This is a genomic window from Streptomyces sp. CA-249302, from assembly GCF_050936785.1.
GTDB lineage: Bacteria > Actinomycetota > Actinomycetes > Streptomycetales > Streptomycetaceae > Streptomyces.
On the sequence record NZ_JBNJMG010000001.1, the window covers coordinates 3,110,509 to 3,135,324 of the forward strand.

Annotated in this window: 24 protein-coding genes and 1 pseudogene; 16 read left to right on the forward strand and 9 right to left on the reverse strand. The window is 70.5% G+C overall.

From position 1 onward, the window contains the following. Both efeU and ACQEWB_RS14050 read left to right on the forward strand, forming a co-directional pair. Nucleotides 1–873, forward strand: a complete 873-nt coding sequence (gene efeU / locus ACQEWB_RS14045; RefSeq protein ID WP_432830684.1) for an iron uptake transporter permease EfeU — start codon at nt 1–3, stop codon at nt 871–873. Beyond that, nucleotides 833–1,816, forward strand: coding sequence for a hypothetical protein (locus tag ACQEWB_RS14050; protein WP_432830686.1), 984 nt, complete (start codon nt 833–835; stop codon nt 1,814–1,816). Before efeU ends, ACQEWB_RS14050 begins: the two co-directional genes overlap by 41 nt. A gap of 16 nt (nt 1,817–1,832) precedes the next feature. Here ACQEWB_RS14050 and ACQEWB_RS14055 read toward each other — a convergent pair whose 3' ends face one another. From ACQEWB_RS14055 to ACQEWB_RS14075, 5 genes and pseudogenes are all read right to left on the reverse strand, one after another. After that, nucleotides 1,833–2,564, reverse strand: coding sequence for a bifunctional DNA primase/polymerase (locus ACQEWB_RS14055; RefSeq protein WP_432830688.1), 732 nt, complete (start codon nt 2,562–2,564; stop codon nt 1,833–1,835). A 139-nt stretch (nt 2,565–2,703) separates the two neighbouring features. Further along, complete coding sequence (locus ACQEWB_RS14060; RefSeq protein ID WP_432830690.1) at nt 2,704–3,318, reverse strand: TetR/AcrR family transcriptional regulator; 615 nt, start codon at nt 3,316–3,318, stop codon at nt 2,704–2,706. 42 nt (nt 3,319–3,360) lie between these two features. Beyond that, nucleotides 3,361–4,355: pseudogene (locus ACQEWB_RS14065) on the reverse strand (small ribosomal subunit Rsm22 family protein). A 12-nt stretch (nt 4,356–4,367) separates the two neighbouring features. Then, nucleotides 4,368–5,561, reverse strand: coding sequence for a serine hydrolase domain-containing protein (locus tag ACQEWB_RS14070; RefSeq protein WP_432830692.1), 1,194 nt, complete (start codon nt 5,559–5,561; stop codon nt 4,368–4,370). Beyond that, nucleotides 5,513–6,832: a multidrug effflux MFS transporter gene (locus ACQEWB_RS14075; RefSeq protein ID WP_432830694.1), complete on the reverse strand. Its 1,320-nt coding sequence runs from the start codon at nt 6,830–6,832 to the stop codon at nt 5,513–5,515. The genes ACQEWB_RS14070 and ACQEWB_RS14075 overlap by 49 nt, the downstream gene beginning before the upstream one ends. A 92-nt stretch (nt 6,833–6,924) precedes the next feature. Between ACQEWB_RS14075 and ACQEWB_RS14080 the strand changes: the two genes are divergently transcribed. Further along, nucleotides 6,925–7,965, forward strand: a complete 1,041-nt coding sequence (locus ACQEWB_RS14080; protein WP_432830696.1) for a Gfo/Idh/MocA family protein — start codon at nt 6,925–6,927, stop codon at nt 7,963–7,965. 7 nt (nt 7,966–7,972) lie between these two features. Here the strand turns inward: ACQEWB_RS14080 and ACQEWB_RS14085 are convergent, their stop codons facing one another. After that, nucleotides 7,973–9,616 (reverse strand): alkaline phosphatase D family protein, encoded by a 1,644-nt coding sequence (locus ACQEWB_RS14085; protein WP_432830698.1) that lies wholly within the window; start codon nt 9,614–9,616, stop codon nt 7,973–7,975. 131 nt (nt 9,617–9,747) lie between these two features. On the opposite strand from ACQEWB_RS14085, the gene ACQEWB_RS14090 reads away from it, so the two are divergent. Beyond that, nucleotides 9,748–10,506, forward strand: coding sequence for an SDR family oxidoreductase (locus ACQEWB_RS14090; protein ID WP_432830700.1), 759 nt, complete (start codon nt 9,748–9,750; stop codon nt 10,504–10,506). 262 nt (nt 10,507–10,768) lie between these two features. On the opposite strand, the gene ACQEWB_RS14095 is transcribed toward ACQEWB_RS14090, so the two are convergent. Continuing rightward, nucleotides 10,769–11,911, reverse strand: a complete 1,143-nt coding sequence (locus tag ACQEWB_RS14095) for a D-alanyl-D-alanine carboxypeptidase family protein (RefSeq protein ID WP_432830702.1) — start codon at nt 11,909–11,911, stop codon at nt 10,769–10,771. 213 nt (nt 11,912–12,124) lie between these two features. Between ACQEWB_RS14095 and ACQEWB_RS14100 the strand changes: the two genes are divergently transcribed. Together ACQEWB_RS14100 and ACQEWB_RS14105 are read left to right on the forward strand one after the other, a co-directional pair. Further along, on the forward strand, nt 12,125–13,600 hold the full coding sequence (locus tag ACQEWB_RS14100; RefSeq protein ID WP_432830704.1) for an ABC transporter permease: 1,476 nt from the start codon (nt 12,125–12,127) through the stop codon (nt 13,598–13,600). 87 nt (nt 13,601–13,687) lie between these two features. Next, on the forward strand, nt 13,688–14,416 hold the full coding sequence (locus ACQEWB_RS14105) for an ABC transporter ATP-binding protein (protein ID WP_432830706.1): 729 nt from the start codon (nt 13,688–13,690) through the stop codon (nt 14,414–14,416). A 13-nt stretch (nt 14,417–14,429) separates the two neighbouring features. On the opposite strand, the gene ACQEWB_RS14110 is transcribed toward ACQEWB_RS14105, so the two are convergent. Together ACQEWB_RS14110 and ACQEWB_RS14115 are read right to left on the reverse strand one after the other, a co-directional pair. Next, entirely contained in the window at nt 14,430–15,416 is a 987-nt protein-coding gene (locus ACQEWB_RS14110) for an aldo/keto reductase (RefSeq protein WP_432830708.1), read from the reverse strand. 57 nt (nt 15,417–15,473) lie between these two features. Further along, the gene (locus tag ACQEWB_RS14115; RefSeq protein WP_432830710.1) at nt 15,474–15,800 is read right to left on the reverse strand and encodes a nuclear transport factor 2 family protein; all 327 of its coding nucleotides are present in this window, start codon (nt 15,798–15,800) and stop codon (nt 15,474–15,476) included. Nucleotides 15,801–15,940: 140 nt separating this feature from the next. On the opposite strand from ACQEWB_RS14115, the gene ACQEWB_RS14120 reads away from it, so the two are divergent. The 10 genes from ACQEWB_RS14120 (at nt 15,941) to ACQEWB_RS14165 (ending at nt 24,247) form a co-directional block, all read left to right on the forward strand. Then, the gene (locus tag ACQEWB_RS14120; RefSeq protein WP_432830712.1) at nt 15,941–16,507 is read left to right on the forward strand and encodes a DoxX family membrane protein; all 567 of its coding nucleotides are present in this window, start codon (nt 15,941–15,943) and stop codon (nt 16,505–16,507) included. A 44-nt stretch (nt 16,508–16,551) separates the two neighbouring features. Then, nucleotides 16,552–16,905, forward strand: a complete 354-nt coding sequence (locus tag ACQEWB_RS14125) for a MazG-like family protein (RefSeq protein ID WP_432830714.1) — start codon at nt 16,552–16,554, stop codon at nt 16,903–16,905. Nucleotides 16,906–16,949: 44 nt separating this feature from the next. Further along, the gene (locus tag ACQEWB_RS14130; protein WP_432830716.1) at nt 16,950–18,566 is read left to right on the forward strand and encodes an AMP-binding protein; all 1,617 of its coding nucleotides are present in this window, start codon (nt 16,950–16,952) and stop codon (nt 18,564–18,566) included. A gap of 153 nt (nt 18,567–18,719) precedes the next feature. Then, nucleotides 18,720–20,324, forward strand: a complete 1,605-nt coding sequence (locus ACQEWB_RS14135; RefSeq protein WP_432830718.1) for an MFS transporter — start codon at nt 18,720–18,722, stop codon at nt 20,322–20,324. 131 nt (nt 20,325–20,455) lie between these two features. Then, nucleotides 20,456–21,169 carry a DUF4232 domain-containing protein gene (locus ACQEWB_RS14140; RefSeq protein WP_432830720.1) on the forward strand — a complete coding sequence of 238 codons (714 nt, stop codon included), beginning with the start codon at nt 20,456–20,458 and terminating at the stop codon, nt 21,167–21,169. Nucleotides 21,170–21,372: 203 nt separating this feature from the next. Continuing rightward, on the forward strand, nt 21,373–22,140 hold the full coding sequence (locus ACQEWB_RS14145) for an N-acetyltransferase family protein (RefSeq protein WP_432830722.1): 768 nt from the start codon (nt 21,373–21,375) through the stop codon (nt 22,138–22,140). 63 nt (nt 22,141–22,203) lie between these two features. Continuing rightward, nucleotides 22,204–22,428 (forward strand): translation initiation factor IF-1, encoded by a 225-nt coding sequence (infA, locus tag ACQEWB_RS14150; RefSeq protein ID WP_432830724.1) that lies wholly within the window; start codon nt 22,204–22,206, stop codon nt 22,426–22,428. Between the two features lie 442 nt (nt 22,429–22,870). Beyond that, a complete protein-coding gene (locus tag ACQEWB_RS14155; protein ID WP_432830726.1) occupies nt 22,871–23,473 on the forward strand; it encodes a TetR/AcrR family transcriptional regulator in 603 nt (200 codons plus the stop codon). A gap of 44 nt (nt 23,474–23,517) precedes the next feature. Continuing rightward, nucleotides 23,518–23,997, forward strand: a complete 480-nt coding sequence (locus tag ACQEWB_RS14160) for a hypothetical protein (RefSeq protein ID WP_432843807.1) — start codon at nt 23,518–23,520, stop codon at nt 23,995–23,997. Nucleotides 23,998–24,004: 7 nt separating this feature from the next. Then, nucleotides 24,005–24,247, forward strand: coding sequence for a hypothetical protein (locus tag ACQEWB_RS14165; RefSeq protein ID WP_432830728.1), 243 nt, complete (start codon nt 24,005–24,007; stop codon nt 24,245–24,247). The last annotated feature ends 569 nt before the right edge of the window (nt 24,248–24,816 follow it).

Below are 24,816 nucleotides of genomic sequence, written 5' to 3' on the forward strand. Positions count from 1 at the left end.
GTGTTCTCCAACTACCTGATCGGTCTGCGCGAGGGCCTGGAGGCCAGCCTCGTCGTCTGCATCCTGATCGCCTACCTGGTCAAGACGGACCGCAGGGACGCCCTGAAGCCGATCTGGATCGGCATCGCGGTGGCGGTGCTGATCGCGATGGGCTTCGGCTGCGCACTCGAATTCGGCTCCCAGGAGCTGACGTTCCAGGCCCAGGAGGCGCTCGGCGGTTCGCTGTCGATCGTCGCGGTCGGCCTGGTGACATGGATGGTCTTCTGGATGCGGCGCACCGCGCGGCATCTGAAGTCCGAGCTGCACGGCAAGCTGGACGCGGCCCTCGCGATGGGCACCGGCGCCCTGGTCGCCACCGCCTTCCTCGCCGTGGGCCGGGAGGGCCTGGAGACCGCCCTGTTCGTGTGGGCGTCCGTCCACGCGGCCAGCGACGGCACCCCGCGCCCGCTGATCGGCGTCGCCCTCGGCCTCGCCACCGCCGTCTTCCTGGGCTGGCTGTTCTACCGCGGCGCCCTGAGGATCAACCTGGCCAAGTTCTTCACCTGGACCGGCGCCATGCTGGTCGTGGTCGCGGCGGGCGTGCTGGCGTACGGCTTCCACGACCTCCAGGAGGCCGACTGGATCCCCGGCCTGACGAACCTGGCCTTCGACATCAGCGACACCATCCCGCCGGACAGCTGGTACGGCACGCTCCTGAAGGGCGTGTTCAACTTCCAGCCCGACCCGACGGTGCTTCAGGTCACGGTGTGGCTGCTGTACTTGATCCCGACGCTCACGCTCTTCTTCGCCCCGGTAGGGTTCGCCTCCGGGAAGGGGAAGGTGAAGGCACCTGATGAGCAGGGATCGCGGCCCTCGAAGGCTCCGCAGGCTTGACCGAAGGGTACTGATAGCGGCCTCGGTGACCGCATTGTCGTTGACGGCGAGCGGTTGCGTGGTGGTGCACGGGGAGCGCGAGGTGCTCCCCGCCTCCACCCGTGCCGAGGCCGCCAAGGCGCTCCGGCAGTTCACGACCGCGTACAACAAGGCCGACAAGGCGTACGACAGTTCGCTGGACGCCGACCATGTCACCGGCGCCCTCGGCGACATCGACGCGGCCCGGCTGAAGGCCGGTCACGCGACCAGCCCGAGCGGCAACGCCTCGTACACACCGCTGAAGCTGACCGACGCGACGTTCACGATCCCGAAGAAGGCGGGCTGGCCCCGCTGGTTCGTGGCGGAGGCGAAGGGCAACAAGGGCGGCGACGCGCACTGGCTGCTGGTGTTCACCCGCAACCGTCTCGCCGAGCCCTGGCAGGTGGCGTATCTGACGCTGATCACGCCGGGTTCGCTGCCGAAGGTGCAGAAGGACGCGGACGGCTGGGCCGAGGCCGTACCGGCGAACTCCACCGAACTCGTCGTACCGCCCGCGGAGTTGAGCAAGGACTACACGACGTATCTGAAGACCGGGGCGGGGAAGACCTTCGCGTCCGGGCCGCACACCGACGAGTTGCGGGCGAAGCGTGCGAAGGAGGCCAGGAAGCCGGGGCTGGTCACGCAGTTCATCGACGAGCCGCTCACCAGCGGCGACTACGCCCCGCTGGCGCTGCGCACCGAGGACGGCGGCGCGCTGGTGTTCTTCACCACCCGCCGCTACGCGAAGCAGACGGGCGCCTCCATCCCCTCGCAGAACGCGTTCGTGAAGGCGCTGACCAAGGGTGAGATCGAGCAGTCGTTCACGATGGAGTTCATGTCGAACGGCGTTGCCGTGGACCCGAAGCAGGGCCAGGTGACGATGATCTCCCGCCTGGAGGGCCTGACTTCGGCGACGGGCTCCTGAAGCGTGTTGCGGACGCTCAGTGGCGCAGGGGCCAGGCCGCGCTCGCGTGGTCGGGCTCCTCGCCCGCGTAGCGGGCGCAGGCGTCGGTGAGGGTCTCCAGGAGGCTCAGCGGGTCCGGCAGCGGGTGTTCGAGGCCGCGCACCCAGTACACGCCCTGGTCCCCGGGCAGCCGGGCGGGCGGTACGAGGACGTAGGACCCACGGCAGTGCCAGCGCAGTCCGGGGTGCTCGTCGGCCGTCTCGGGGTGGCAGTCCAGCTCGCAGGGCCACCACTCGTCCTCGTCCTCGGGCGTACCGCGGGTGAGGGTGAAGAACAGCAGCCGCCCGTCGTCGCTCTCGGCGACCGGCCCGACCTCGATGCCGGCCCCGAGGAGCCGCTCCAGGGCCTCCCGGCCCGCCTCCAGCGGCACGTCCAGCACGTCGTGCACCATGCCGGTCGCGGTGATGAAGTTGGCCTGCGGCTGGTGGCGGGCCCAGCGCTCGATCTGGGCGCGGTCGGTGGTGGACTGCGTCTGCCAGGCGAAGGAGACGGGGTGCCGGGCGGGCGTGGGACACCCCACACGATCACAGGAACACCGGTAGCCCGGAGCGGGGTGGGCGGCGGGTGCGAGCGGCAGCCCGGCCCCCGCGGCGGCCAGCAGCAGGTCCTCCCGGCCACCGTCACCGGCGGCCTCCTTGGGGCGGCGTCCGCGCAGCCATTGGGAGAGTTTGCCCTGCAGGCCGGTCCGGCCGCCCAAATCCGCGCTCATCTACCCCTCGCCTCGCTGTCGTGCGGAACAGCATGCCCTATGGTCCCACCTTCCCCGGCGCCGGGGGGCCGGGAGCCGACATGAGCGGTAGGGCCTGCCTCACACCCGGATCGGGATCGATTACCGCCCTTGTCGTGATTCAGCGGGGCGCCAGGCCGTGCAGGGCGTAGTCGACGAGGGTGTCCGTGTACTCGTACGAGATCGGCCCGGTGTGCTGGAGCCAGCGCTGGGCGAGCGGCGAGACGAAGAGCTCGAGCGCGATGCGCGGGTCGATCCCGGTGCGGACCTCGCCCGCCTCCTGGGCCGAGCGCAGCCGGTCGACGTACAGCTGGAGCGAGGGTTCGAGGAGCTTGGCGACGGACTCCCGGCCGAGCTGCTCGTTGACCAGTCCCTCGGCGGCCAGGGCGCGGGAGGGCACCTCGAACCGGGGGTCCTTGAGCTGGTCGACGGTCATCCGCAGCACGGCCTTGAGGTCGGCGGCGAGGTCGCCGGTGTCCGGGATGACGTACGGCTCCTGGCCCGCGTCCCGCGCCGCCTGCGCACTGAGGTCGAGGAACGCCTCGAGCAGGACGTCCGCCTTCGACCCCCACCACCGGTAGATCGTCTGCTTGCCCACCCCGGCCCGGGCCGCGATCCCCTCGACGGTCGTCTTCGGATACCCGACCTCCCCGACGAGCGCGAGGGCGGCCTCGTAGATGGCACGCCGGGACTTCTCACTGCGCCGGCTGGAGTCGGGGACGGGCTTCTTGACCATGGTCCGACGGTATCGCCTGGCGTTCCCACGACCCCTTCGCGTCTACGACTGCTCGGTGTACGGCGGCCAGGGGTCCCCCAGTCCGCGTCGCGCGCCGCCTTGTACAGGTCGCCGTGGCGTTTGGTGACGGTGGTGCGGCGGAGCTGTTCGTCGGTCTCGCACAGGTCGAGGAGGACCTGGCCCTTGCGGATCTGCGGGCGCCGGACCACCCGGGCGGGGGCCGGCGTGACGGGGACGCGGGTGGCGGCGACGTAACTGAACTTCTCGTCCTCGTAGGCGAGGGAGCCGCCCTTGACCTGCCGGTGCAGCGAGGAGCGGCTGACCCGCACCGAGAAGTGGCACCAGTCCTCGCCGGGGACGATGGGGCAGGCGGCGCTGTGCGGGCAGGGGGCGGCGACGCGGAACCCGGCGCCGATGAGCCTGTCGCGCGCCTCGATGACGCGGGCGTACCCGGCGGGGGTCCCGGCCTCGACGATCACCACGCTCTGCGCGGCGGCCGCGGCGGCGTCGACGAGGGCGGCGCGGTCGGGCTCGGTGAGTTCGTTGAGGACATAGGAGACGGTGACGAGATCGGTGCTCTCGATGGTGAGCGCCGCTCCGATCCGAGAGCGCTGCCAACGGGCGCCTGCCAGCGCCGGGTTGGCGGCGGCGAGCTCCCTGCCGAGGGCGAGGGCGGGCTCGGCCCAGTCCAGCACGGTGACACCGCGCTCGCCGGACCAGGTGTCGGTGACGGCCCAGGTGGCGGCCCCGGTGCCCCCGCCGACGTCGACATGGCTCCCCGGCGCCCACCCGGGCACGGCATCGGCGAACGCGTCCAGCGCCGACCGCACCGCCTCGAAGGTCGCCGGCATCCGATAGGCGGCGTAGGCGACGACGTCCGCACGGTCGCGCAGGATGGGGGCGTCGGTAGGGGTGGCGCCCCGATAGCTGGCGATCAGCCGCTCGACGGCGGAGGCGGCCTGCTTGGGCGTAAGGCCGTCGAGGAGACCGGTGAGGGCGGAGCGGAGGGTCTCGGCCGGGGGTGCGGGGGCGTTCACCGTGGGATTCTCTCAGGTTCTGGGAAGGGGTCCGGCACCTCTCACGGCTCTTGCCAGGTGGTTCGCGGCAGTCGCCCTCGGTCCGCTGTCCGCCCGCCGCCGCACCGGATGAACCGTGTTCGCCAGCAGGACCAGGAACGTGTCGGTCCCGGGGTCCAACACCACGGACGTCCCGGTGAACCCGGTATGCCCCGCCGCCCCCTTCCCCGCCAACTCCCCCATGAACCACGCCTGGTCCACGGCGAACCCCAGCCCGGGCGGCGTCAGCAGCAGCTCCACGAAATCCGGGCCGAGAATCCGCGCGGGCCCGTACGAACCCCCCGCCAGCAGGGTCCGGCAGAAGACCGCCATGTCCCGCCCCGTGGAGAACAACCCCGCATGACCGGCCACACCACCCAGCGCCCACGCGTTCTCGTCGTGGACGACCCCACGCACCATTCCCCGGTCCGCCTTCGCCCAGGGCCGCCGCTGGTCCTCCGTCGCCGCCGCCCCCGGACACGGCCCGAAGTCCGTGGCGGTCATCCCGAGCGGCCGGGTGATCCCCTCGTGGATCAGCACGTCCAGCGTCCGCCCGGTGATCCGCTCCAGGACGAACTGGAGCAGCAGCATGTTGAGGTCCGAGTACGTGTACGTCCCCGGCACCCCGACCGGCGCCTCGGCCCGCAGCCGCGCCATCCTTTCCGCGTCGTCCGCGCAGTCGTACAGCGGAAGTTCCGGCCGCAGCCCCGACGTGTGGGTGAGCAGCTGCCGCACGGTCACCCCGTGCCGCACCACCCCCCGGAAGTCCGGCAGATACGCCCCGACCCGGGCGTCGATGCCGAGCGTGCCCCGCTCGATCTGCTGCACCGCGGCGACGGACGTGAACAGCTTGGTGAGGGAGGCCAGGTCGAAGGGCGTGCCGACGCTCATCGGCACCCGGGCGGCCGTCGGCAGCTCCACCCCCGCGTCGGCCTCGGCGTCGTAGGCGGAATACCGTACGGCCCACCCGGCCGCCTCCTCGACGGCGATCACCGGCCCGCGGCCGGCGACCACGACGGTGCCCGCGGCCCAGGGGTGCTCCCCGGTGGTGAGGTCGTGGACCTGCCGGACGAGGTGGCGGAGTTCGCCGGGATCGAGCCCGGCCCGTTCCGCGGTGTCGCCGCGCAGTCTCGGTGCGCTCAGTGCTCTGCTCCCTCCACGCTCGCACGCGTGTTCCAAGGACGGCACATTCCCATGAAGCAGGCCAGTGCCACCAGTGCGGCCGCCAGTTGGACGACGGCCATCGGGACGGCGGAGTGCTCGCCGGCGATCCCGACCAGCGGGGACGCAACGGCGCCGATGAGGAAGGAGGACGTACCGAGCAGTGCGGACGCGGAGCCGGCGGCCTGCTTGGTGCGCATCAGGGCGAGGGCCTGGGCGTTGGGGAGGGTGATGCCCATGGCGGACATCAGGACGAAGAGCCCGGCGGCGACCGGCGCGAGCCCGACCTCGCCGAAGGCGCCGGTGGCCATGAGCAGGAGGGCGGTCGCGGCGGCGATGACGATCGCCAGGCCCACCCCCATCACCTTCTCCAGGCCGACCCGCCCGACCAGCAGCTTGCCGTTGACCTGGCCGACGGCGATCAGCCCGACCGAGTTCAGGCCGAACAGCAGGCTGAAGGTCTGCGGGGAGGCGCCGTAGATCTCCTGGATCACGAAGGGCGAGGCCGATATGTAGGCGAACAGCGCGGCGAACGCGAAGCCGCCCGCGAGCATGAAGCCGCTGAAGGGCAGGTCGGCCAGGAGCCGCCGCATCGAGTGCAGCGCCTCACCCACTCCCCCGCCGTGCCGGTCGGCCGCCGGCAGCGTCTCGGGCAGCCTCGCCCAGACCACTCCGCCCAGCAGCAGTCCGATGACGGTCAGCAGCGCGAACACGCCCCGCCAGTCCGTCACCCGCAGGATCTGCCCGCCGATCAGCGGCGCGACGATCGGGGCGACTCCGCCGATCAGCATGAGGGTGGAGAAGAAGCGGGCCATCGCCACACCGTCGTACAGGTCGCGGACCACGGCCCGTGCGATCACGATGCCCGCCGCGCCCGCGAGGCCCTGCGTCAGCCGGAAGGCGACCAGGAGCTCGACGTTCGGCGCGAACGCGCACAGGGCGGTGGCGACGACGTACACCGCGAGGCCGGACAGCAGCGGGCGGCGGCGCCCCCAGCGGTCGCTCATCGGGCCGACCACGAGTTGCCCGAGCGCCATGCCGAGCAGACAGGCGGTGAGGGTGAACTGGACGGTGGCGGCGGGGGCGTGCAGGGAGCGGGTGACCTCCGGGAGGGAGGGGAGGTACATGTCCATCGCCAGCGGGGGCGTGGCGGTGAGGCCGCCGAGGATGAGCGTGACGAGCAGACCGGTACGGCGCCCCTCGCGGACGACGGCCGGTTCCGCTTCCGGTCCGGCCGTCTGCTCGATGTGCGGTGTCGATGTCCCCTGCTGCGGTGTCGATGCCCCTTGCTCGGGCATGCGCCCCTCCCTTTCCGTTCGATACGACACCTATGCTCTCAGCTCGTACACAGTGCCGAGAGTCACATGAGCGATGGTGGTGGGTGGGCGGGATGGCTGACGAGAGCGTGCGGTGGGGGATCCTGGCGACGGGCGGGATCGCGGCGGCGTTCACCGCGGACCTCGTGGACCTTCCCGACGCCGAGGTGGTGGCGGTGGCTTCGCGCACCGAGGCCTCGGCCAAGGCCTTCGCGGAACGGTTCGGGATCGAGCGCGCCTACGGCGACTGGGGTGCGCTGGCCGAGGACGCGGACATCGATGTCGTGTACGTCGCCACCCCGCACTCGGCACACCGTGCGGCCGCCGGCCTGTGCCTGGAGGCCGGGCGGAACGTGCTCTGCGAGAAGGCGTTCACGCTGAACGCTCGCGAGGCGGAGGAGCTGGTCGCGCTGGCGCGGGGGCGTGGGAGCTTCCTGATGGAAGCGATGTGGATGTACTGCAATCCGTTGGTACGGCGTCTGAAGGCGCTCGTCGACGACGGCGCGATCGGCGAAGTCCGCAGTGTCCAGGCCGACTTCGGGCTGGCGGGACACCTCTTGCCGGAGGCGAGGAATGGGATGCTGCCGCCCACCCACCGGCTGCGGGACCCGGAGCAGGGCGGGGGCTCGCTGCTGGATCTCGGCGTGTATCCGGTGTCCTTCGCGCAGCTGCTGCTCGGGGAGCCCGCGGGGATCTCGGCGAGAGCAGCGCTCTCCGACGAGGGCGTCGATCTCCAGACGGGAGCACTGCTCTCCTGGGAGAGCGGCGCTCTCGCTTCGGTGCACTGCTCCATCGTCGGCGGTACGGCGACCTCGGCGTCCGTCACCGGCTCCCTGGGCCGCATCGACATCCCGTACGGCTTCTTCTTCCCGGACCACTTCGTGCTGCACCGGGACGGCCGCGACCCCGAGGAGTTCACGGCCGACCCGGCCGACGGGCCGCGGAACAGCCTGCGGCACGAGGCTCGCGAGGTGATGCGCGCCCTGCGGGCCGGCGAGGCCGAGTCCCCGCTGGTCCCGCTCGACGGCACGCTGGCCGTGATGCGCACGCTGGACACGATCCGGGAGCAGATCGGGGTGCGGTACCCGCAGGAGGCCGCCGAGGAGCGGGCCTGAGGGACCGTCACGCCGGCCTGAGCCCTGGCGCGCCCGCCTCCGTCACGAAGGAGGCGGCCGTGCCGACCGGTGCGCCGGTCCGGGTGACGTACGGCACGGTCCGGAAGTCGGCCCGCGCCGAAGTGCGGTCCAGCGCGACCTTCACATAGCCGCGGCGGCCGTCGTAGAGCTTCAGGTGCGGGTTGGCGGTCGTGTACGTGGCCCAGTTCGACGGCTTCTCCGTGCCGTCCTGGCCGCTGGCGATCGACGTGGTCACGATCTCGGTGCCGAGGGTGCGCGAGGCGGGGTCGTCGAAGTCGTCCTTGATGTCGAAGGCGTACGCGACGTGCACATCGCCGCTGAGCACCATCAGGTTGGCGACCCCGGACGCCTTCGCGCCGTCCAGGATCCGTCGGCGGGAGGCCGGGTAGCCGTCCCAGGCGTCCATGGAGACCTGGGCGAGTGAGTTGAGGTCCATTTTCCGCTGCGAGAAGCAGACCTGCTGGGCCATGACATTCCAGAGCGCCGTCGAGGTGCGCCAGCCGTCGAGCAGCCAGGCCTCCTGCGCGGCGCCGGTGATGGTGCGCGCGGGATCCTGGGACTCGGGGCCGGGGGTGTGCTTGCCGTCGCCGTAGGCCTGGTCGGAGCGGTACTGGCGGGTGTCCAGGACGTCGAACTGGGCGAGGGTGCCCCACTGGAGGCGCCGGTAGAGCCGCATGTCGGCGCCGGTGGGCAGCTGGGCGGTGCGCAGGGGCTGGTTCTCCCAGTAGGCGCGGTAGGCGGCGGCCCGGCGCAGCAGGAACTGCTCGGGCGGGTCGTCGTTCTCGGAGACGGAACCGGCGTAGTTGTTCTCGGTCTCGTGGTCGTCGAAGGTGACGACGAAGGGGTGCGTGGCGTGCGCGGCCCGCAGGTCGGCGTCGGTCTTGTAGAGGGCGTAGCGCAGCCGGTAGTCCTCCAGGGTCGTCGTCTCGTGGCCGTAGAGCGCCGGGAGCGTGCGGTCGGTGTACTTGCGGGCGCCGCCCGCCGGGTCGACCGCGTACTCGTACATGTAGTCCCCGAGATGGAAGACCAGGTCGACGTCCTCGGCGGCGAGGTGGCGGTGGGCGGTGAAGTAGCCGTCCTGGTAGGCCTGGCAGGAGACGGCGGCGAAGGAGAGCGCGGTGGTCGCGGCGTCGGCGGCGGGCGCGGTGCGGGTGCGGCCGGTCTCGCTGAGCCAGGTGCCGGTGCGGAAGCGGTAGTGGTAGACGCGGCCGGGTTCCAGGCCCTCGGCCTCGACGTGCACGGTGTGGTGGAACTCGGGGTGCGCGGTGGCGGTGCCCTTGGCGGCGAGCACGGCGAAGGTCTCGTCCTGGGAGATCTCCCAGTCGACGTCGACGCGTTCGGCGGGCAGTCCGCCGTCCGGCTGGTAGGGGGCGGGCGCGAGCCGGGTCCACAGCACCACCGAGGTGGGCTGCGGATCGCCCGAGGCGACGCCGAGCGTGAAGGGGTCGGTGTCGATGCGGGCCGCGTCGAGTTCGGCGGCGGCCGCGACGCCGGTGGCCGGCAGGTCGACGGCGAAGGCGAGCGCGGCGGCCGCGGCCGTCAGGCTCATGAAGCGGCGGCGGCCGATCAGACGGGCGGCGGCGCGGAGTTCCGGGGCGTGCTGCCGCGAACTGGCTGGTGTGATGATCATCCTGTCCTCCCGTCACAGTTCAGGGAGGAAGCGGTGGCCGGACCGGGGATGACACGCGCCATCGGGCACACAACACCCGGATGGCGGACAGGGTGTTCCGCATCGCGGAGTCTCACCTACGCTGCGGGCCCATGGACACAGAGAACGCGAAGACCGCCGTGGTGACCGGAGCGGGCTCGGGCATCGGCCGGGCCGTCGCCGTCGAGCTGCTGGAGGCCGGCTGGTCCGTGGCGCTGGCCGGCCGCCGCCCCGAGACGCTGAGGGAGACGGCGGCGCTGGCTCCCGACGGCGCCTCCGTCGCCGTACGCACCGACGTCTCGAAGCCGGAGGACGTCGCCGCGCTGTTCGCGGCCGCCGTGGAGCGGTTCGGGCGGGTGGACCTGCTGTTCAACAACGCGGGGACGTTCGGGCCGGGTGGGGTGCCCGTCGAGGAACTGCCGTACGAGGCCTGGCGGCATGTGGTGGACACCAACCTCAACGGGGCGTTCCTGTGCGCGCAGGCGGCCTTCCGGCAGATGAAGGCGCAGGACCCGCAGGGCGGACGGATCATCAACAACGGTTCCATCTCGGCGCATACGCCCCGGCCGCTCTCCGTCGCCTACACCGCGACCAAGCACGCGCTGACCGGCCTCACCAAGTCGCTCTCCCTCGACGGGCGGCCGTACGGCATCGCGGTCGGGCAGATCGACATCGGCAACGCGGCGACGGACATGACGGCGCGGATGGAGACCGGGGCGTTGCAGGCCAACGGCGAGATCGCGCCGGAACCGGTGATGGACGTGGCCGATGTCGCGCGCACCGTGCGGCACATGGCGGAGCTGCCGTTGGAGGCGAACGTGCAGTTCGCGACGGTGATGGCCACCGCGATGCCCTACATCGGACGCGGCTGACTCAACTTGCACAAGCGGAATTTGAGCATCCGGACCATTGCGGCCGGTCGCAGGCCTATGCTCAAATCTCCTCCACAAGAGCTTCACACTTGGGGGACCGAAGTTCCGCAGCCAACCCGAGGGGGGAGGCGGCAGCCGTTCCACCGCACCGGGTGGGGGTGGATCTCGCGTGGGACCGCGAGGTGCGCACCGGTGGGGCGGAACGGCTGCCGCGACGGGGTCGGTCCGCCTGCCGGAGCCGTCCGTTCGCGATCCGCGCGGGTCAATCCGCCTGCTGGGGCCGGTTCTTCCACCGCCTGCGCAGCGCCCACGCCCCGCCCGCCAACAGCACGACCGTGCCGCCCGCGCCCTCCAGAAGCCGCCACGGCGAGGGGTCACCCGCGGCAGAACCCGGCGCTCCGGCCGCCGCCGTCGGCGCCTTCCCGGTCGGCGTCGGCGTCGCCTTCGCCCCGCCCTCGCTCAGCGGCTCGACCAGCGTGCCGACGGCCGGCGCCGAACTCCCCTTCCCGAAGCCCCAGTCGAGCAGCGCGGCCGTCTCCTCGTAGACGGCGTTGTAGCCGCTCTTGGGATGCATCACGGTGACCAGCAGGGTCCGGCCGCCGCGGGTGGCCGCACCGGTGAAGGTGTTGCCGGCGTTGCTGGTGTAACCGTTCTTGACGCCGATGAGTCCGTCGTACGTCTTCACGCCCCACGCGCCGGTGAGCAGCCGGTCGGTGTTCTGGATCTGGAAGGTCTTCTTGCCGCCGGCCGGGAAGTTCGCGGTCCTGGTGTGGCAGTACTCGCGGAAGTCGGCGCTCTTCAGGCCGTGCCGGGCGAAGAGGGTGAGGTCGTAGGCGGAGGAGAGCTGGCCCTTGTGGTCGAAGCCGTCCGGGCTGACCACATGGGTGTCGAGGGCCTGGAGGTCCTCGGCCTTGGCCTGCATCTGGGCGACCGTCTTCGCCACCCCGCCGTTCATGTGGGCGAGGACGTGCACGGCGTCGTTTCCGGAGCGCAGGAAGACGCCCTGCCACAACTGCTCGACGGTGTAGGTGATCCCGGGCTTCACGCCGACCAAGCTGGAGCCGGACGGGATGTCGGCGAGGTCGGCGTCGGTCACCTTGTACCGCTCGGTGCGGTCGAACTTCGCCAGCACCGTGTCGGCGAACAGCATCTTCAGCGTGGACGCGGGCGCCAGCCGCCGGTGCGCGTTGAAAGAGGCGAGTACCTCTCCGCTGTCGGCGTCGGCCACGAGCCAGGCGGCGGCGGTGAGTTTCCTGGGCAGTCCGGTGCCCTGAATTCCGGCGCGGGCGAGACGGGCGCCGCCGACGACCGTCGTGGCGTATGCGGGGGTCGCCGAGGCGAGCGGAATCGCGGCGGCGGCAAGGCCCAGCGCAGCACGCCGGGAGAGCGGGGAGGAACCGTGCATCCCGGGACCGTACTGCATCTTTCTGAGGGCCACCCAACAGGGGTTTCCTGGCAGTGCACCCTCTACAGGTTAGGAATTGCCTGTCTTACGAAAATTTGAAGACTTACCCCGCTTTCTCAGCTCTGACACATCCTTTACTCAGTGCGACTCAAAGGTTTCTCCATAGTTTGTGGCCGCGCCCACAGCGGGCGCCAAGAACCTTCGAGGAACGGGATGTTTGGCATCTATCTCAAGCGCGAACTGGGCCGCAGAAAGAAGGCGGCCCTGGTCATCGCACTGGGTCTGGCGCTCGGAATCGCCCTGGTCATCACCGTCAACTCGGTGTCGGCCGGTATGACGCAGGCGCAGGACAAGGTCCTGAAGTCCCTCTACGGTCTCGGGACTGACATGACCGTGACCAAGGCACAGTCGGCGCCCAAGGCCGGCAGCTCGCAGGGCCCGAACTTCAAGTTCGACGCCAAGTCGAGCAGCAAGACCAGCCAGAGCTCGGACCGGGTAATGACGCAGGGCGGTCAGGTCCTGGCGTCCTCGCTGGTCACCAAGGTCGCCGCGCAGAGCGGTGTGGCCGACGCGGTCGGCGCAATCACGCTGAACGTGACCAAGGTCGACGGCTCCTTCACCCAGGGCAAGGCGAAGAGCTCCACGAGCAGCAGCAGCGGCAGTAGCCAGCAGGGCGGCCCCGGCGGCGGCACGAGCAGCAACAGCGGCGGCCAGCCGCAGGTCCAGGGCGGCGGCGCCAACTTCAGCGTCAACTCCTACTCGGTGGCCGGCATCGACGTCACCAACCAGGACCTCGGCCCGCTCGCCACGTCGAAGATCACCTCGGGCAAGACCTTCACGACCGCGCAGACCAACTCCAAGGTCGCCGTGATCAGCAAGTCCTACGCCAAGTCGAAGAAGTACAAGGTCGGCTCGACCTTCAAGATCTCCGGCACCAAGTTCACGGTCATCGGCATCGCGACGCCCGACAGCAGCGAGTCCACCACGGACGTGTTCATCCCGCTGAAGCAGGCGCAGACGCTGGGCGACTCGAAGAACAAGGTCACCACGATCTACGTCAAGGCGACCGACTCCAAGCAGATCTCGACCGTCAAGAAGACCATCCAGAAGAACATCTCCGGTACGACGGTCACCACCTCCGCCGACCTCGCCTCGACGGTCTCCGGCTCGCTGTCCACCGCCTCCAACCTGGCGACCAGCGTCGGCAAGTGGCTGTCCATCGCGGTGCTGGCCGCGGCCTTCCTGGTGGCGGCGCTGCTGACCTCCTCGGCCGTGTCCCGCCGGGTGCGTGAGTTCGGCACCCTGAAGGCGCTCGGCTGGCCGAGCCGCAAGGTGACCCGGCAGGTCGTCGGCGAGTCCATGGTCAACGGTCTGCTCGGCGGCGCCCTCGGCATCGGCCTGGGCCTCGCGGCCGCCTATGTGGTCACCGCGATCAGCCCCAAGCTGACCGCGGAGCTGGGCAGCACCGGCGGCGGTGGCGGCGGCATGGGCGGCGGCCCCGGCGGTGGCGGCCCCGGCCAGCAGTCGGCCTCCAACACCATGGAGATCGCCCTCTCCGCCCCGGTCTCCCTGACCACCATCGCGCTCGCGGTGGGCCTGGCGGTCACCGGCGGCCTGATCGCCGGCGCGATGGGCGGCTGGCGCGCCTCTCGCATGCGCCCGGCCGACGCCCTGCGCAGCGTGTCGTAACCCCCTCCCCTGAACTGGGGCGCCGCCTCCGATTCCCCCCGGGACGGCGGCGCCCCACCCCTCTTCTTCTTCAGTCACGGAGATCCCATGTACAGACTCACCGGCGTCACCAAGCGCTACACGCGGGGCAAGGAGACGGTGGAGGCGCTGCGCGGCATCGACCTCACCATCGAGGACGGCGACCAGCTCGTCATCCAGGGCCCCACGGGCGGCGGCAAGTCCACCCTGCTCCAGATGATCGGCGGCCTGGACCGTCCGACCGAGGGCAGCGTGGAGCTGGACGGCGTGGACCTCGCGCGCATCAGCGAGACCAAGCTGACCCGGGTGCGTGCCGAGAACATCGGCATCATCTTCCAGTCCTTCAACCTCATCCCGACGCTCACCGCGCAGGAGAACGTCGAGACGGCGCTCGTACCGCTCGGTGTGAAGCCGGCCGAGCGGCGCGAGCGGGCGGCGGAGGCCCTGCGCTCGGTGGGCCTGGGAGAGCGCCTCAGCCACGCGCCGTCCGAGCTCTCCGGCGGCCAGCAGCAGCGCGTCGCGATCGCCCGCGCGCTGGTCAAGAAGCCGAAGGTGCTGCTTGCCGACGAGCCCACCGGCAACCTCGACGAGGGCACCCGGGACGACATCATGGCCCTGCTGGAGGGGCTGTGGCGGGAGTACGGGCTGACGTTCATCATGGTCACCCACGACTCGTCGATCGCTCGGCGGGCGCCTCGGCTGGCGACCATCAAGGCGGGGCAGCTGACTGTGACCGAGCAGCAGCCTTCTTACGGTGGTCAGCAGCAGTACGCGCAGTACGGCAATCAGCAGTACTAGTAGGTGGGGCCGGTCACCGTTCGAGGATTTGGTTGATCTCGGTCAGCTGATCGGTGGTGAGCGGCCCCTTTTCCATGACACCGGCGTTCTGCTCCGCCTGCGCGACCGAACGGAAGCCCGGGATCGGGATCGTGCGCGGGCTGCGGGCCCACAGCCAGGCCAGGGCGCCCTGGGCGGGAGTACGGCCGTCCGAGGTGAGGATGTCGCGGAGGGCTTCGACCCTCGCGATCCAGTCCCCGTCGGCGCCTGCGCCCTGTTTGAAGCCCGGCAGCCAGGCGGGTGGGGTGTTGCGGATGTCGCCGGGCTCCAGGGTGCGCCCGGCCGCCTGCTTGCCGGTGAGCAACCCCATCGCGAGCGGGCTGCGGTTGATGCTGGCGAGCCCCGACTCCTCGCACAGCGCGAACATTTCGGGGGCGTCCTGGAGCACGTTCGCCGCGTGCTGCACGGCCGCGCAGTGCTCACCCGCCGCGAACACGGCGGCCCGCGCGGGATCGTCGGTGCTCCAGGCGTACGCGCGGATCAGGCCCTCACCCACCAACTCCTCGCAGACTTCGCGGAGTTGGGCGGCACGCTCCGGGTCGGCGTCCGAGATGTGCAGCTGGTAGAGGTCTACGTAGTCCGTACCCAGCCGCTTCAGCGACGCGGCCAGCGCCCGGCGGACGTATCCCGGGGAGTCGTCCTTGCCGAGGCTGGTGCGGGTCTCCTCGTCGAAGACGTTGCCCCACTTCGTGGCGATGACGACGTCGGCGCGGCGCTTGCCCAGCGCCCGGCCGAGGACGCGTTCGCTGTGTCCGGTGCCATAGGTGTCGGCCGTGTCGAAGAAGGTCACGCCTAGGTCGAGGGCGCGCCGCACCGCCCGTACGGACTCGTCGTCGTCGACCTTGCCCCAGCCGAGGGGCTGTCCGTCGGGGGTCTGCCACTCGCCGCCGATGGCCCAGCAGCCGAAGCCGAGAGCGCTGACCTCGATACCGCTGCGACCCAGTGTCCTGTTCGTCTCCATGCCGTAGACGCTAGGAGTTGGAGCGCACACCAAGGCAAGGGGGGCCGCGGCGGTGTCTTACGCCTGGCCGGTCTCGAAGCGGGAGATCCGGCCGTCGTCCGCGACCGTGAAGGCCCAGCGGGTGCGCATCTCGCCCCAGGTGTCGTTGCGGTAGTTCGCGACGAGGGCGCGGCCGCCCTGGGACTCGTTGGCCACGTCCAGGTGGCCGTTGGAGGAGAAGATCTCCCGGTCGATCCACTCGGCGAGGTCGCGGTCGGAGCCGTCGTCCGACATGGTCGCGTCGTCCGTGAGGAGCGACATGAACCTGTCGCGGTCATGGGCGTTGACGGCGCTGACGAACGCGCGCACGGCCGGGTCGCTGAGTTTGGCTGGCTGAATCGTCATGCCAGCAGACTCACACCGCTCCCCCGGCCCCGCCACCCGAACGGCGGCGCGAACCGGCCCGGGAGGTGTCGGCGGTGCGACGGTGGATACGCGGAGGGGACTGTTCCTGTCTGCTGTCGTCTTCTCTTACGGGAGTTGTCGTGAGTGCTTACAACCGACATGACCTGGGCCTGCTGCTGCTCCGGCTGGGTGCCGGCGGGGTGCTGGCCGCGCACGGAGCGCAGAAGCTGCTCGGCTGGTTCGGCGGGCGCGGGATCGAGGGGACCGGCCAGTTCATGGAGTCCGTCGGGTACGCGCCCGGGAAGGCGAGCGCGACGGCGGCGGGCCTCGCGGAGCTGGGCGGCGGCACGCTGCTCGCGCTGGGCCTGGCCACCCCGGGGGCGGGCGCCGCCGCGGCCGGTGCGATGGCGGGCGCGTCGGCGGTGCACGCGCCCAACGGGTTCTTCAACCAGGAGGGCGGCTTCGAGTACGCGGCCACCCTGGGCCTGGCCGCGGCCGGTCTCGCGGTCACGGGTCCCGGCCGGCTCTCCCTCGACCACGCCCTCGGCCATGTCTTCGACCGCGGCTGGATGGTCCCGGCGGCGCTCGGCGCGACGGCGGCGGTGACGGCGATGGTGATCGGCGCGCGGAACCGGCGGCTGGACAAGCCGGATCCGGACGACGCGGCGGACGAGTTCGACACGCAGGAGGCCTTGTTCGGGGAGTGAGATCGTGGGGGAAGGGAGGCCGGTTCGTTTGGCAAGCTGGGCGCATGACCGATCAGCCCGCCTCCCCCGACCTCTGGTCCTCCGTCGACGCCCTGTGGGCCTGGGTGGACGACAACCGCCCGCTCGGCGGCAAAGAGAGCCTGCTGCTGCGCATGCTCAAGCTGTCCGAGGAGGTCGGCGAGGTGGCCGAGGCGGTCATCGGCGTGACCGGCCAGAACCCCCGCAAGGGCGTGACCCACACCTGGGAGGACGTGCAGGGCGAGCTCTGCGACGTGGTGATCACGGCCCTGATCGCGCTACGCACGCTGACGCCGGAGACCCGGGAGGTGTTCACCCGCCACCTGGAGAAGGTCACCGAACGCTCCCTTGGACCGTCAACCGACGTGGTTTCCGGATGACTTGAGGACTCCCTGGGCGTCCGGGGCTGCTGGATACTGACGGCATGGTGACGACGTCGTACTGGCAGGGCGAGCCCGACGAGGAACTGCGGGAAGAGACCGTCGGCTCCCTGCTCCGCCGGGCCGCCGCCCTCGCGCCCGACACGGTCGCCCTGGTCGAGGGCCTACCGGATCCCGCCGAGCGGCGCCGGTGGACGTACGCCGAACTGCTCGACGAGGCCGAACGGGCGGCCCGCGCCCTGCTCGGACGTTTCGCGCCGGGCGAGCGGGTGGCGGTGTGGGCGAACAACATCCCGGAGTGGGTGATCCTCGAACTCGCCGCCGGACTCGCGGACATGACGCTGGTGACGGTCAACCCGGCTCTGCGCGCGGCCGAGTTGCGCCATGTGCTCGGCCATTCCCGCGCGGCCGGGGTGTTCCTCCGCCGGGAGTACCGCGGCAACCCGATGGCCCGCACCCTTGAGGAGATCCGCGCCGACCTGCCCGAACTGCGGACGAGCGTGCTGTTCGAGAACTGGGGCGAGTTCTGCGCCGAGGGGTCGGACCCGGACCGCGCGCTGCCCGAGGTCGACGCCTCGTCGCCGGCCCAGATCCAGTACACCTCGGGCACGACCGGCATCCCCAAGGGCGTGGTCCTGCACCATCGCGGGATCACCGACAACGCGCGGCTGGCGTACGTCCGTACCTTCGGACTGCGGCCCGGCGAGGCCCAGTTGAACCCGATGCCGCTGTTCCACACGGCGGGCTGCGTGCTGGCCACCCTCGCGTCGATCGCCGGCCTCGGCACCCACGTGCTGCCGCCGCACTTCGAGCCGGGCCTGATGCTCGAACTCACCGAGTCCGAACGCTGCGTGGTGATGGGCGGCGTACCGACGATGCTCATCGCCATGCTGGAACACCCCGCGCTCCCCACCACGGACGTCTCCTCACTCCGGTACATGCTGTCCGGCGGCGCGACCGTCCCGCCCGAGCTGGTGCGCCGGGTCGAGGCGGCCTTCGGGGTGCCGATGTGTGTCATCTACGCCCAGACCGAGGCCTCCCCCGGCATCACCATCACCCGCCTCGACGACACCGCGGACGACCGCGCCCACACCGTCGGCAGGCCGCTGCCCCGGGCCGAGGTGAAGATCGTGGACGCGGCGGGCGCGACCGTGCCGACCGGGGTGACCGGGGAGCTGTGCACCCGCGGCTACCACGTCATGACCGGCTACCTGGACGCCCCGGCCGACACCGCGGCCGCCGTCGACGCCGACGGCTGGCTGCACACGGGCGACCTCGCCTCGATGGACGAGCGCGGGTACTGCCGGATCGAGGGCCGGCTGAAGGACATGATCATCCGGGGCGGGGAGAACATCTACCCGCGCGAGATCGAGCAGGTCCTCGCCACGCATCCCGCGGTCGCCGAGGCCGTGGTCGTCGGCCTGCCCGATCCGGTCTGGGGCGAGCGGGTCGCCGCCTTCGTCCGCCGTGTCCCGGGCGGCTCGGTGGCCGAGAAGGAGCTCTTCGACCTCGTACGGGCCCACCTCGCCCCGCACAAGACGCCCCGCACCTGGGTGTTCGTCGAGGCCTTCCCGCTGACCGGCTCCGGGAAGATCCGTAAGAACGTCCTCCGCGAGGAGTACGTGGCCGGCCGGCTGTCCGCCCCGGCCACCGACCTCTGACCTGCCCCGACACCCACCCGTGGGTCCTCCCCGGGGAGAGGCGCGTCCCTCAATATTGGGCACCCCATTGACCGTAGTCGAAAAACTGCCCTACATTCACAGCGTTTCTCGGCGCCGTCATCCCCGTACAACCCGCTCAAAGGGGAGCCCCACGTGTCCATCGAAGCGCGCACCCAACCCGATTCCGCCATCGGGAAGACCTCCGGCGGCCTGCCCGTCGGCACCCTGGTCGCCGGCTGTTTCGCGGTCTGCCTGGCCCAGATCGCGCTGGCCATGCCGGCCACGCTCAACGGCCTCTTCCAGGAGGACCTGCACCCCGTCGGCTCCCAGCTGACCTGGATCTCGGACGCGTTCCTGCTGCCCGTCTCGGTACTGGAGCTGACCTTCGGCGTCCTGGGCGACCTCTTCGGCCGCAAGCGGCTGCTGGTCGGCGGCGGCGCACTGCTCGTGCTCGGCGAGGCGCTGGCCGCCGCGAGCACCGGCATCCACATGCTCTGGTTCGGCCAGGCCATCGCCGGCCTGGGCGCGGCGGCACTCTTCCCCACCTCGCTCGCGATGATCGCCGCGGGCACCCACTCGGCCCGCGACCGCGCCCGCACGATCACCATCTGGGCGGCGGCCCTGTCCAGCGGCGGTTTCGTCGCCCCGGTCCTGGGCGGCATCACCGGCAACTACGGCTCCTGGCGCTGGGCCTTCGTGGTCGTGACCGGCCTGGCCCTGATCAGCACCCTCCTCAGCCAGTTGTTCGCGCAGAACTCCAGTGCCCCGGAAGGCCGTTCACTGGACCTGGCCGGCCAGATCACCATCGGCGTCGGCATGTTCGCCCTGCTGTACGCGGTGATCCAGGGCCCGGCGGACGGCTGGACGGCGACGCCGGTGGTGATCGCGTACGCGGTGGCGGCGGTCTTCATAGCCCTGTTCCTCGTCGCCGAACACCGGGCCGCGTCACCGCTGTTGAGGCTCGACCTGTTCAGGAACCGGGCGTTCGCGGTGGCGTCGTTCGTCGCGGTGGTCGGCATGTTCAGCTACCTCGGCACGGCGTACGCGACCAGCATCCGGCTGGGTCCGATCCAGCACCAGAGCCCCCTGCGCGGCTCGTTCGCGTTCATCCTCCTCAACTCCTGGACGCTGCTGCTGATGCCGCTGATCTCCAGGTTGCTGGAGAAGGTGAGCCCGAGGTGGGTCCTGGGCACCGGCCTGGGGTTGATGGCGACCGGCGACTTCATCGCCGCCACCCTCCCGGTCGGCGACCGGTCCCTGACCTCCCTGATCCTCCCGATCGGCCTGGTGGGCATCGGCTTCGCCCTCACGGTCTCCTCGATCACAGCGACCGCCGTCAACACGGTGGAAGTGCACTACGCCGGCATGGCCAGCGCCTCGACCAGCCTCCTCCGCGACTTCGGCTTCACGCTCGGCCCGGCGGTGATCGGCGCGGTGGCACTCAGCCACGCGGCGGACGAGTTCACGCAGAAGCTGGCCTCCTCCAGCCTCTCGGCCGAGGTCAAGGCGGCGGCGGGCCAGGTGGCGGCGGAGGGCGGCCCGCTGGCCGCCAACTCGGTCCCGCCGGCCTCCCCTCCGGGCGGCGCCCTGCCCATCGCCCTCGAGGCCCTCGGCAACGGATACGCCATCGGTTACGTCGTCTGCGGCATCGCGGCCCTGGCCTGCTCCCTCCTGAGCGTGATCGCGCTGCGGGGGAAGGGCGAGGGGGACGCGACGGTGGGGATCGAGAAGGAGGAGACAGGGAGGCCGACGGCGTGACGAACTGTCACAAGTGATCCACGCCTGTCACAGCTGATCCACAGCAGAAACCTTGGAACAGTCCCCCTTGTCTCCATGTGCGGGCGCCGGCGAGGACCGGCCCCGCACGATCGGAACTCGGGGGACTCTCCATGCAGTACGTGAACGGCATCCGCAAGGCCGCGCTGGCGATCGCCGCGCTCTCGGCCGCCCTGTCGGTGACGGCATGCCAGTCCGGCGGCTCACCGAAGGCGGCGGACTCGCCCTCGAAGACCCCGAGCAGCAGTACGACGCCCTCGTCGACAGCCTCGTCGACCCCTTCGTCGACTCCTTCGTCGACACCGAGCTCTGCGGAGACGTCGGCCGGCGCGAGCACGCCGACCGTGACGGCGTCCCCCATCTCCGGTTCGGCGGACGGGACTTCGAAGACCTGCGCGCCGGAGTCCCTCGACGTCACCGCCCACCAGGCGACCGACCGCCCGGACGGCACCGGAACCGGGGCGGCGATCATCGAGTTCACGAACACGTCGTCCAAGGCGTGCACGCTCAAGGGGCACCCGACGGTGGCGGGCGCCGGCAACGGCTCCCCCGACCACAACGCGCCCCTGACCGTGACGCCGACGGGCACGGCCACGCCCGTCACCCTGGCCCCCGGCGCAAAGGCCCGCCTCAAGCTGACCTTCGTCCAGGTCCAGGGCGAGGCGGACGGCTACTGCAAGTCGGGGGCGACCCCGTCGTCGTACCCCACGCTGGTGGTGGGCCTGCCGGGCTCGGGTGCGCACCAAGTCGCCCTGGACGACGGGGTGTTCGCGGAGTGCGACAACACGGTGACGGCTACGGCGGTCACGGCGACGAAGCTGACGTAAGGACGGAAAAACGGTTGGCCGGGGCGGCGGCCCGGCTGGTAGCTTGCGAACGAACCGTGATTACGACGTGATTCCGCTGGAGGAGGTGACACCCATGACCGCTGTATCGAGGTGGGTGCTCCCCCTTTCCGTCACGGTGTGCGACTGATCCAGGTGTCGCAGGAGCGCCTTTCCGACAAGGCACTCCTGAAAGGCGAACACCTATGGACACTGTGATGATCACGCGGGTCGCGGAGGACCGGTGGGAGGCCGTGGCCGACGACCGGATCGTCGGCCGGGGCGATGTCTCGCAACGGCCCGACGGGCGGCGCTTCATCAGCGTCGACGCATGGCAGGACGCGGTCTTCGACCGGCTCGCCGCCACGATGCTGACGCAACTCCCCGAGCCGCTCCACACCTTGGTCGGCGAGGCCGACCACGACCTGAAGTCGAGCTGGGAACGGCTCGGCTTCACGGTCGGACGCCGCGAGTGGGAGTACGTACTGCCCACGCGTTCGTACGAGACAGGGCTCGGCGGGCGGCAACTCCCGCCGGGCAGCGTCACGATCCTGCCCGCCGGCGAGGCAGACGCGGACCTGCTCCGCACCCTGGACCGCACGATCCGCGCAGAGGTCGAAGCCACCGTCGGCTGGCACACCATGCCGGCCGAGGTACTGCCCCGCCCGGCCGGGTGCACGCCGGCGGACCCGTCGAAGTACGCGACGGCGGTCCGGGGCGGTGAGTACGTCGGCCTGATCCGGGTCGCGCGGGTGCGCCGTCGGGCGCGGATCGGCCTGATCGCGATACGGAACGACGAGCGCCGGCACGGCATCGGCCGGGCGCTGCTGACCCACGCACTGGACGCCCTCCACCGAGAAGGAATCGACTCGGCGTGGGCGGAGGTCGACGTATCCAACGCGGCGGCGATCGCACTGGCGGAGGGCGTCGGCGCGCGGCGATCGGGCAGCTGCCTGGAACTGGTGCGCCGCTGAGCCCCCGCCCCACCACCCCCCACCACCACCCACCCAACTCACCCACTCTCTGAGCGAGGCACCTTGGCAAGAACTGCGAACGGCCTGGAGATCGAAGGCACCGTCCTCGAATGCCTGCGCAACGCCACCTTCAAGGTGGAGCTGCAGAACGGGCACCACGTGCTCGCGCACATCAGCGGGAAGATCCGGAAGAACCACATCAGGATCCTCCCGTTCGACCGCGTGCTCGTGGAGCTCAGCGAGTACGACCTGACCCGCGGCCGGATCCTCTACCGCTATCGGAACTGAGCGGCGGACGTGCGAACTTGCGATGGGTGCGGACCATCATGGCGCGGGCCATGAAGGGATGCACCCACCGCACAACGCCCCAATAGGCCCTGGAACGCCACCCGTTGGCCTTCACGGAACTGCACAGGGTCACGGACTCCCCCTCGACGACGATCGAGGCCCAGGCGTCGAGACCAGCGGCACTCACCCGCATGAGCACCTCGCCGTCCCGCCGTTCGACAACGGGGAATGCGTCGCGCAGAATCCCGGTCCAGGCGGCGGGATCACGCGGCATCCCGGCCCGCAGCTCCATGGCATACGCGTCCTGATAGTCGGGCCGTTCCAGGGCGGCCCTGATCAACCGTGCGCCTTGAGGAAACGGGACCGCGACGGGCCTGTCCTTGACCATCACGCACCTCCATACGCTACCGTACGGAAACCAACCGTACGGTAGCGTATGGTCATGGCGCAACGGGAACGGGCCGCAGGTCGCGAGCACCCCAAGAAACCGAGACTGACGGCCAGAGACTGGGCGGACGCGGCCCTGACCGCGATCCGAGAGGGCGGCGGCCTGACTTCGGTGGCAATCGAGCCCCTGGCCACTCGCCTGGCCACCACCAAGGGCAGCTTCTACTGGCACTTCGCCAACCGCGAGGCCCTGGTGGAGGCGGCCCTGGCGCGCTGGGTAGAGACGAACACGGACGAGATCATCAAGGCGGTGGAGTCGGAACGGGACGCGGAGGCCCGCCTCCGAAAACTCCTGACGGAGGTCACGAAGCCGACGGGAACGGACCCCCTGGAACTCTCCCTGCTGGCGAGCACGGACCATCCACAGGTGGCAGCGGCCCTCCAACAGGTCACGGACCGCCGGATCGCCTACATCGCGACCCTGTTCACAGACTTGGGCTTCCCCGAGCCAGAGGCCGCCCAACGGGCCCTGATGGCATACAGCTTCTACCTGGGCCACGCCCAACTCGCCCACGCGGTACCGTCGGCACTTCCGTCGCGGGAGGAGTTTCCGGGGTATTTGGAGGGGGCGGTGGGGGCGCTGCTGGGGCGGGGATAGCGGATGGACATGAACGTTTCCGCAGGTCAGCTGCTTGTTCGTTGATCACCAAGTCGCGGTCACTCCAGAAGCGTCTCACGCGCCTCACCACCGCCCTGATCACCGCCGGCGCCCTCGCCCTCGCCGCACCGACCTCCGCACACGCCACCGCGATCGGGTCGACACCCGTACGCACCTTCGAGTACAGCGTGGGTGGAATGACCATGAAGGTGCCGACGGGCTGCATGTTCACGCACATCATCCGCGGGGGCGGCAGGAAGATCACGTACCAGAACGCCGGCGTCGACTGCGCGTTCGTCGCAGCTCTCGGCAGTGGTTTCTGCAACTGGCGTATCGACTTCAGCTACACCGACACCAACAACCACGCCTACCGCACTTCACGCGGCCGTACCCACAACGAGTGCAAGATCGACCCGATGCGGAACAACTCCCCCCAGACGTTGCCTCGTTATGGCAAGGCGTGCGCGCACCTCTACGTCAACGGAGTGCGCCGCGTGAGTCAGTGCCACCACATCACGAAGTGAGTGCCTCATGGTCGAGCAGGAGCAGCAGAACGCCTCGGATCAGACGTCGGAAGCACGGCGGCGACGAACCGGTATCGCTGCGTTCGTCGTGGGCCTCGTAGCCACGCTCGCCTTCTTCGCGTTCTTCCCTGGCCTGCCCCACGTCATCGACTGGGGAGCCATCCTCGTGTCCATCGCGGTGGGCGGATTCGCACGTTGGTTCTGCCGGTCCCGGATGACGAGAACGGCACGCCAGCAGGACAGGGCCTGAGGGCAGACGAGTCAGGCTGTACGCCGGGCTCCGTCCAGCCTTCGATCGACGCCCCGGAGGACCTGTGCCCACCTTGTGGCAGGACGAGTGCAAACGCATCAACCGAGCGGTGCGACCCGCCATCGCCGCCTTCCAAGGCGCCGGGTCCTCCGCGGCAATCTCCCGCCACAGCTGGGTCACTGCGGGAGCGAACGCCCCAGCTCCGTCGGGTCACACACCTGCCGGGACGGAATTCGCTGCGCCGATGAGACCGCCTCCTCGACGGTTACCCCGCCCTCCGTGATCCGCAGAGCGAGCACAAACGGGCCGACCCAAGCCGCAACCCGTCTCGGCACACTTCCCCTACCGTGTCGGGACCGGGGCTACGCCAATACCCGCCGATGGATCGACAACAGGCCAGGGAACCCGCCGTGCGCACGCTCCTGTACGCATCTCGTTCTTCCCCCGTACGCCTTCTCCATGTTTGATGTCTGGCGGTCGTGAGCATGACGGGTGCGATCCCGTAGGTTCACCGCCGTCTCACCCCTGAGTGTTCACGCTCTCCGGGTCGGCGGGTGACAACGTTGTCT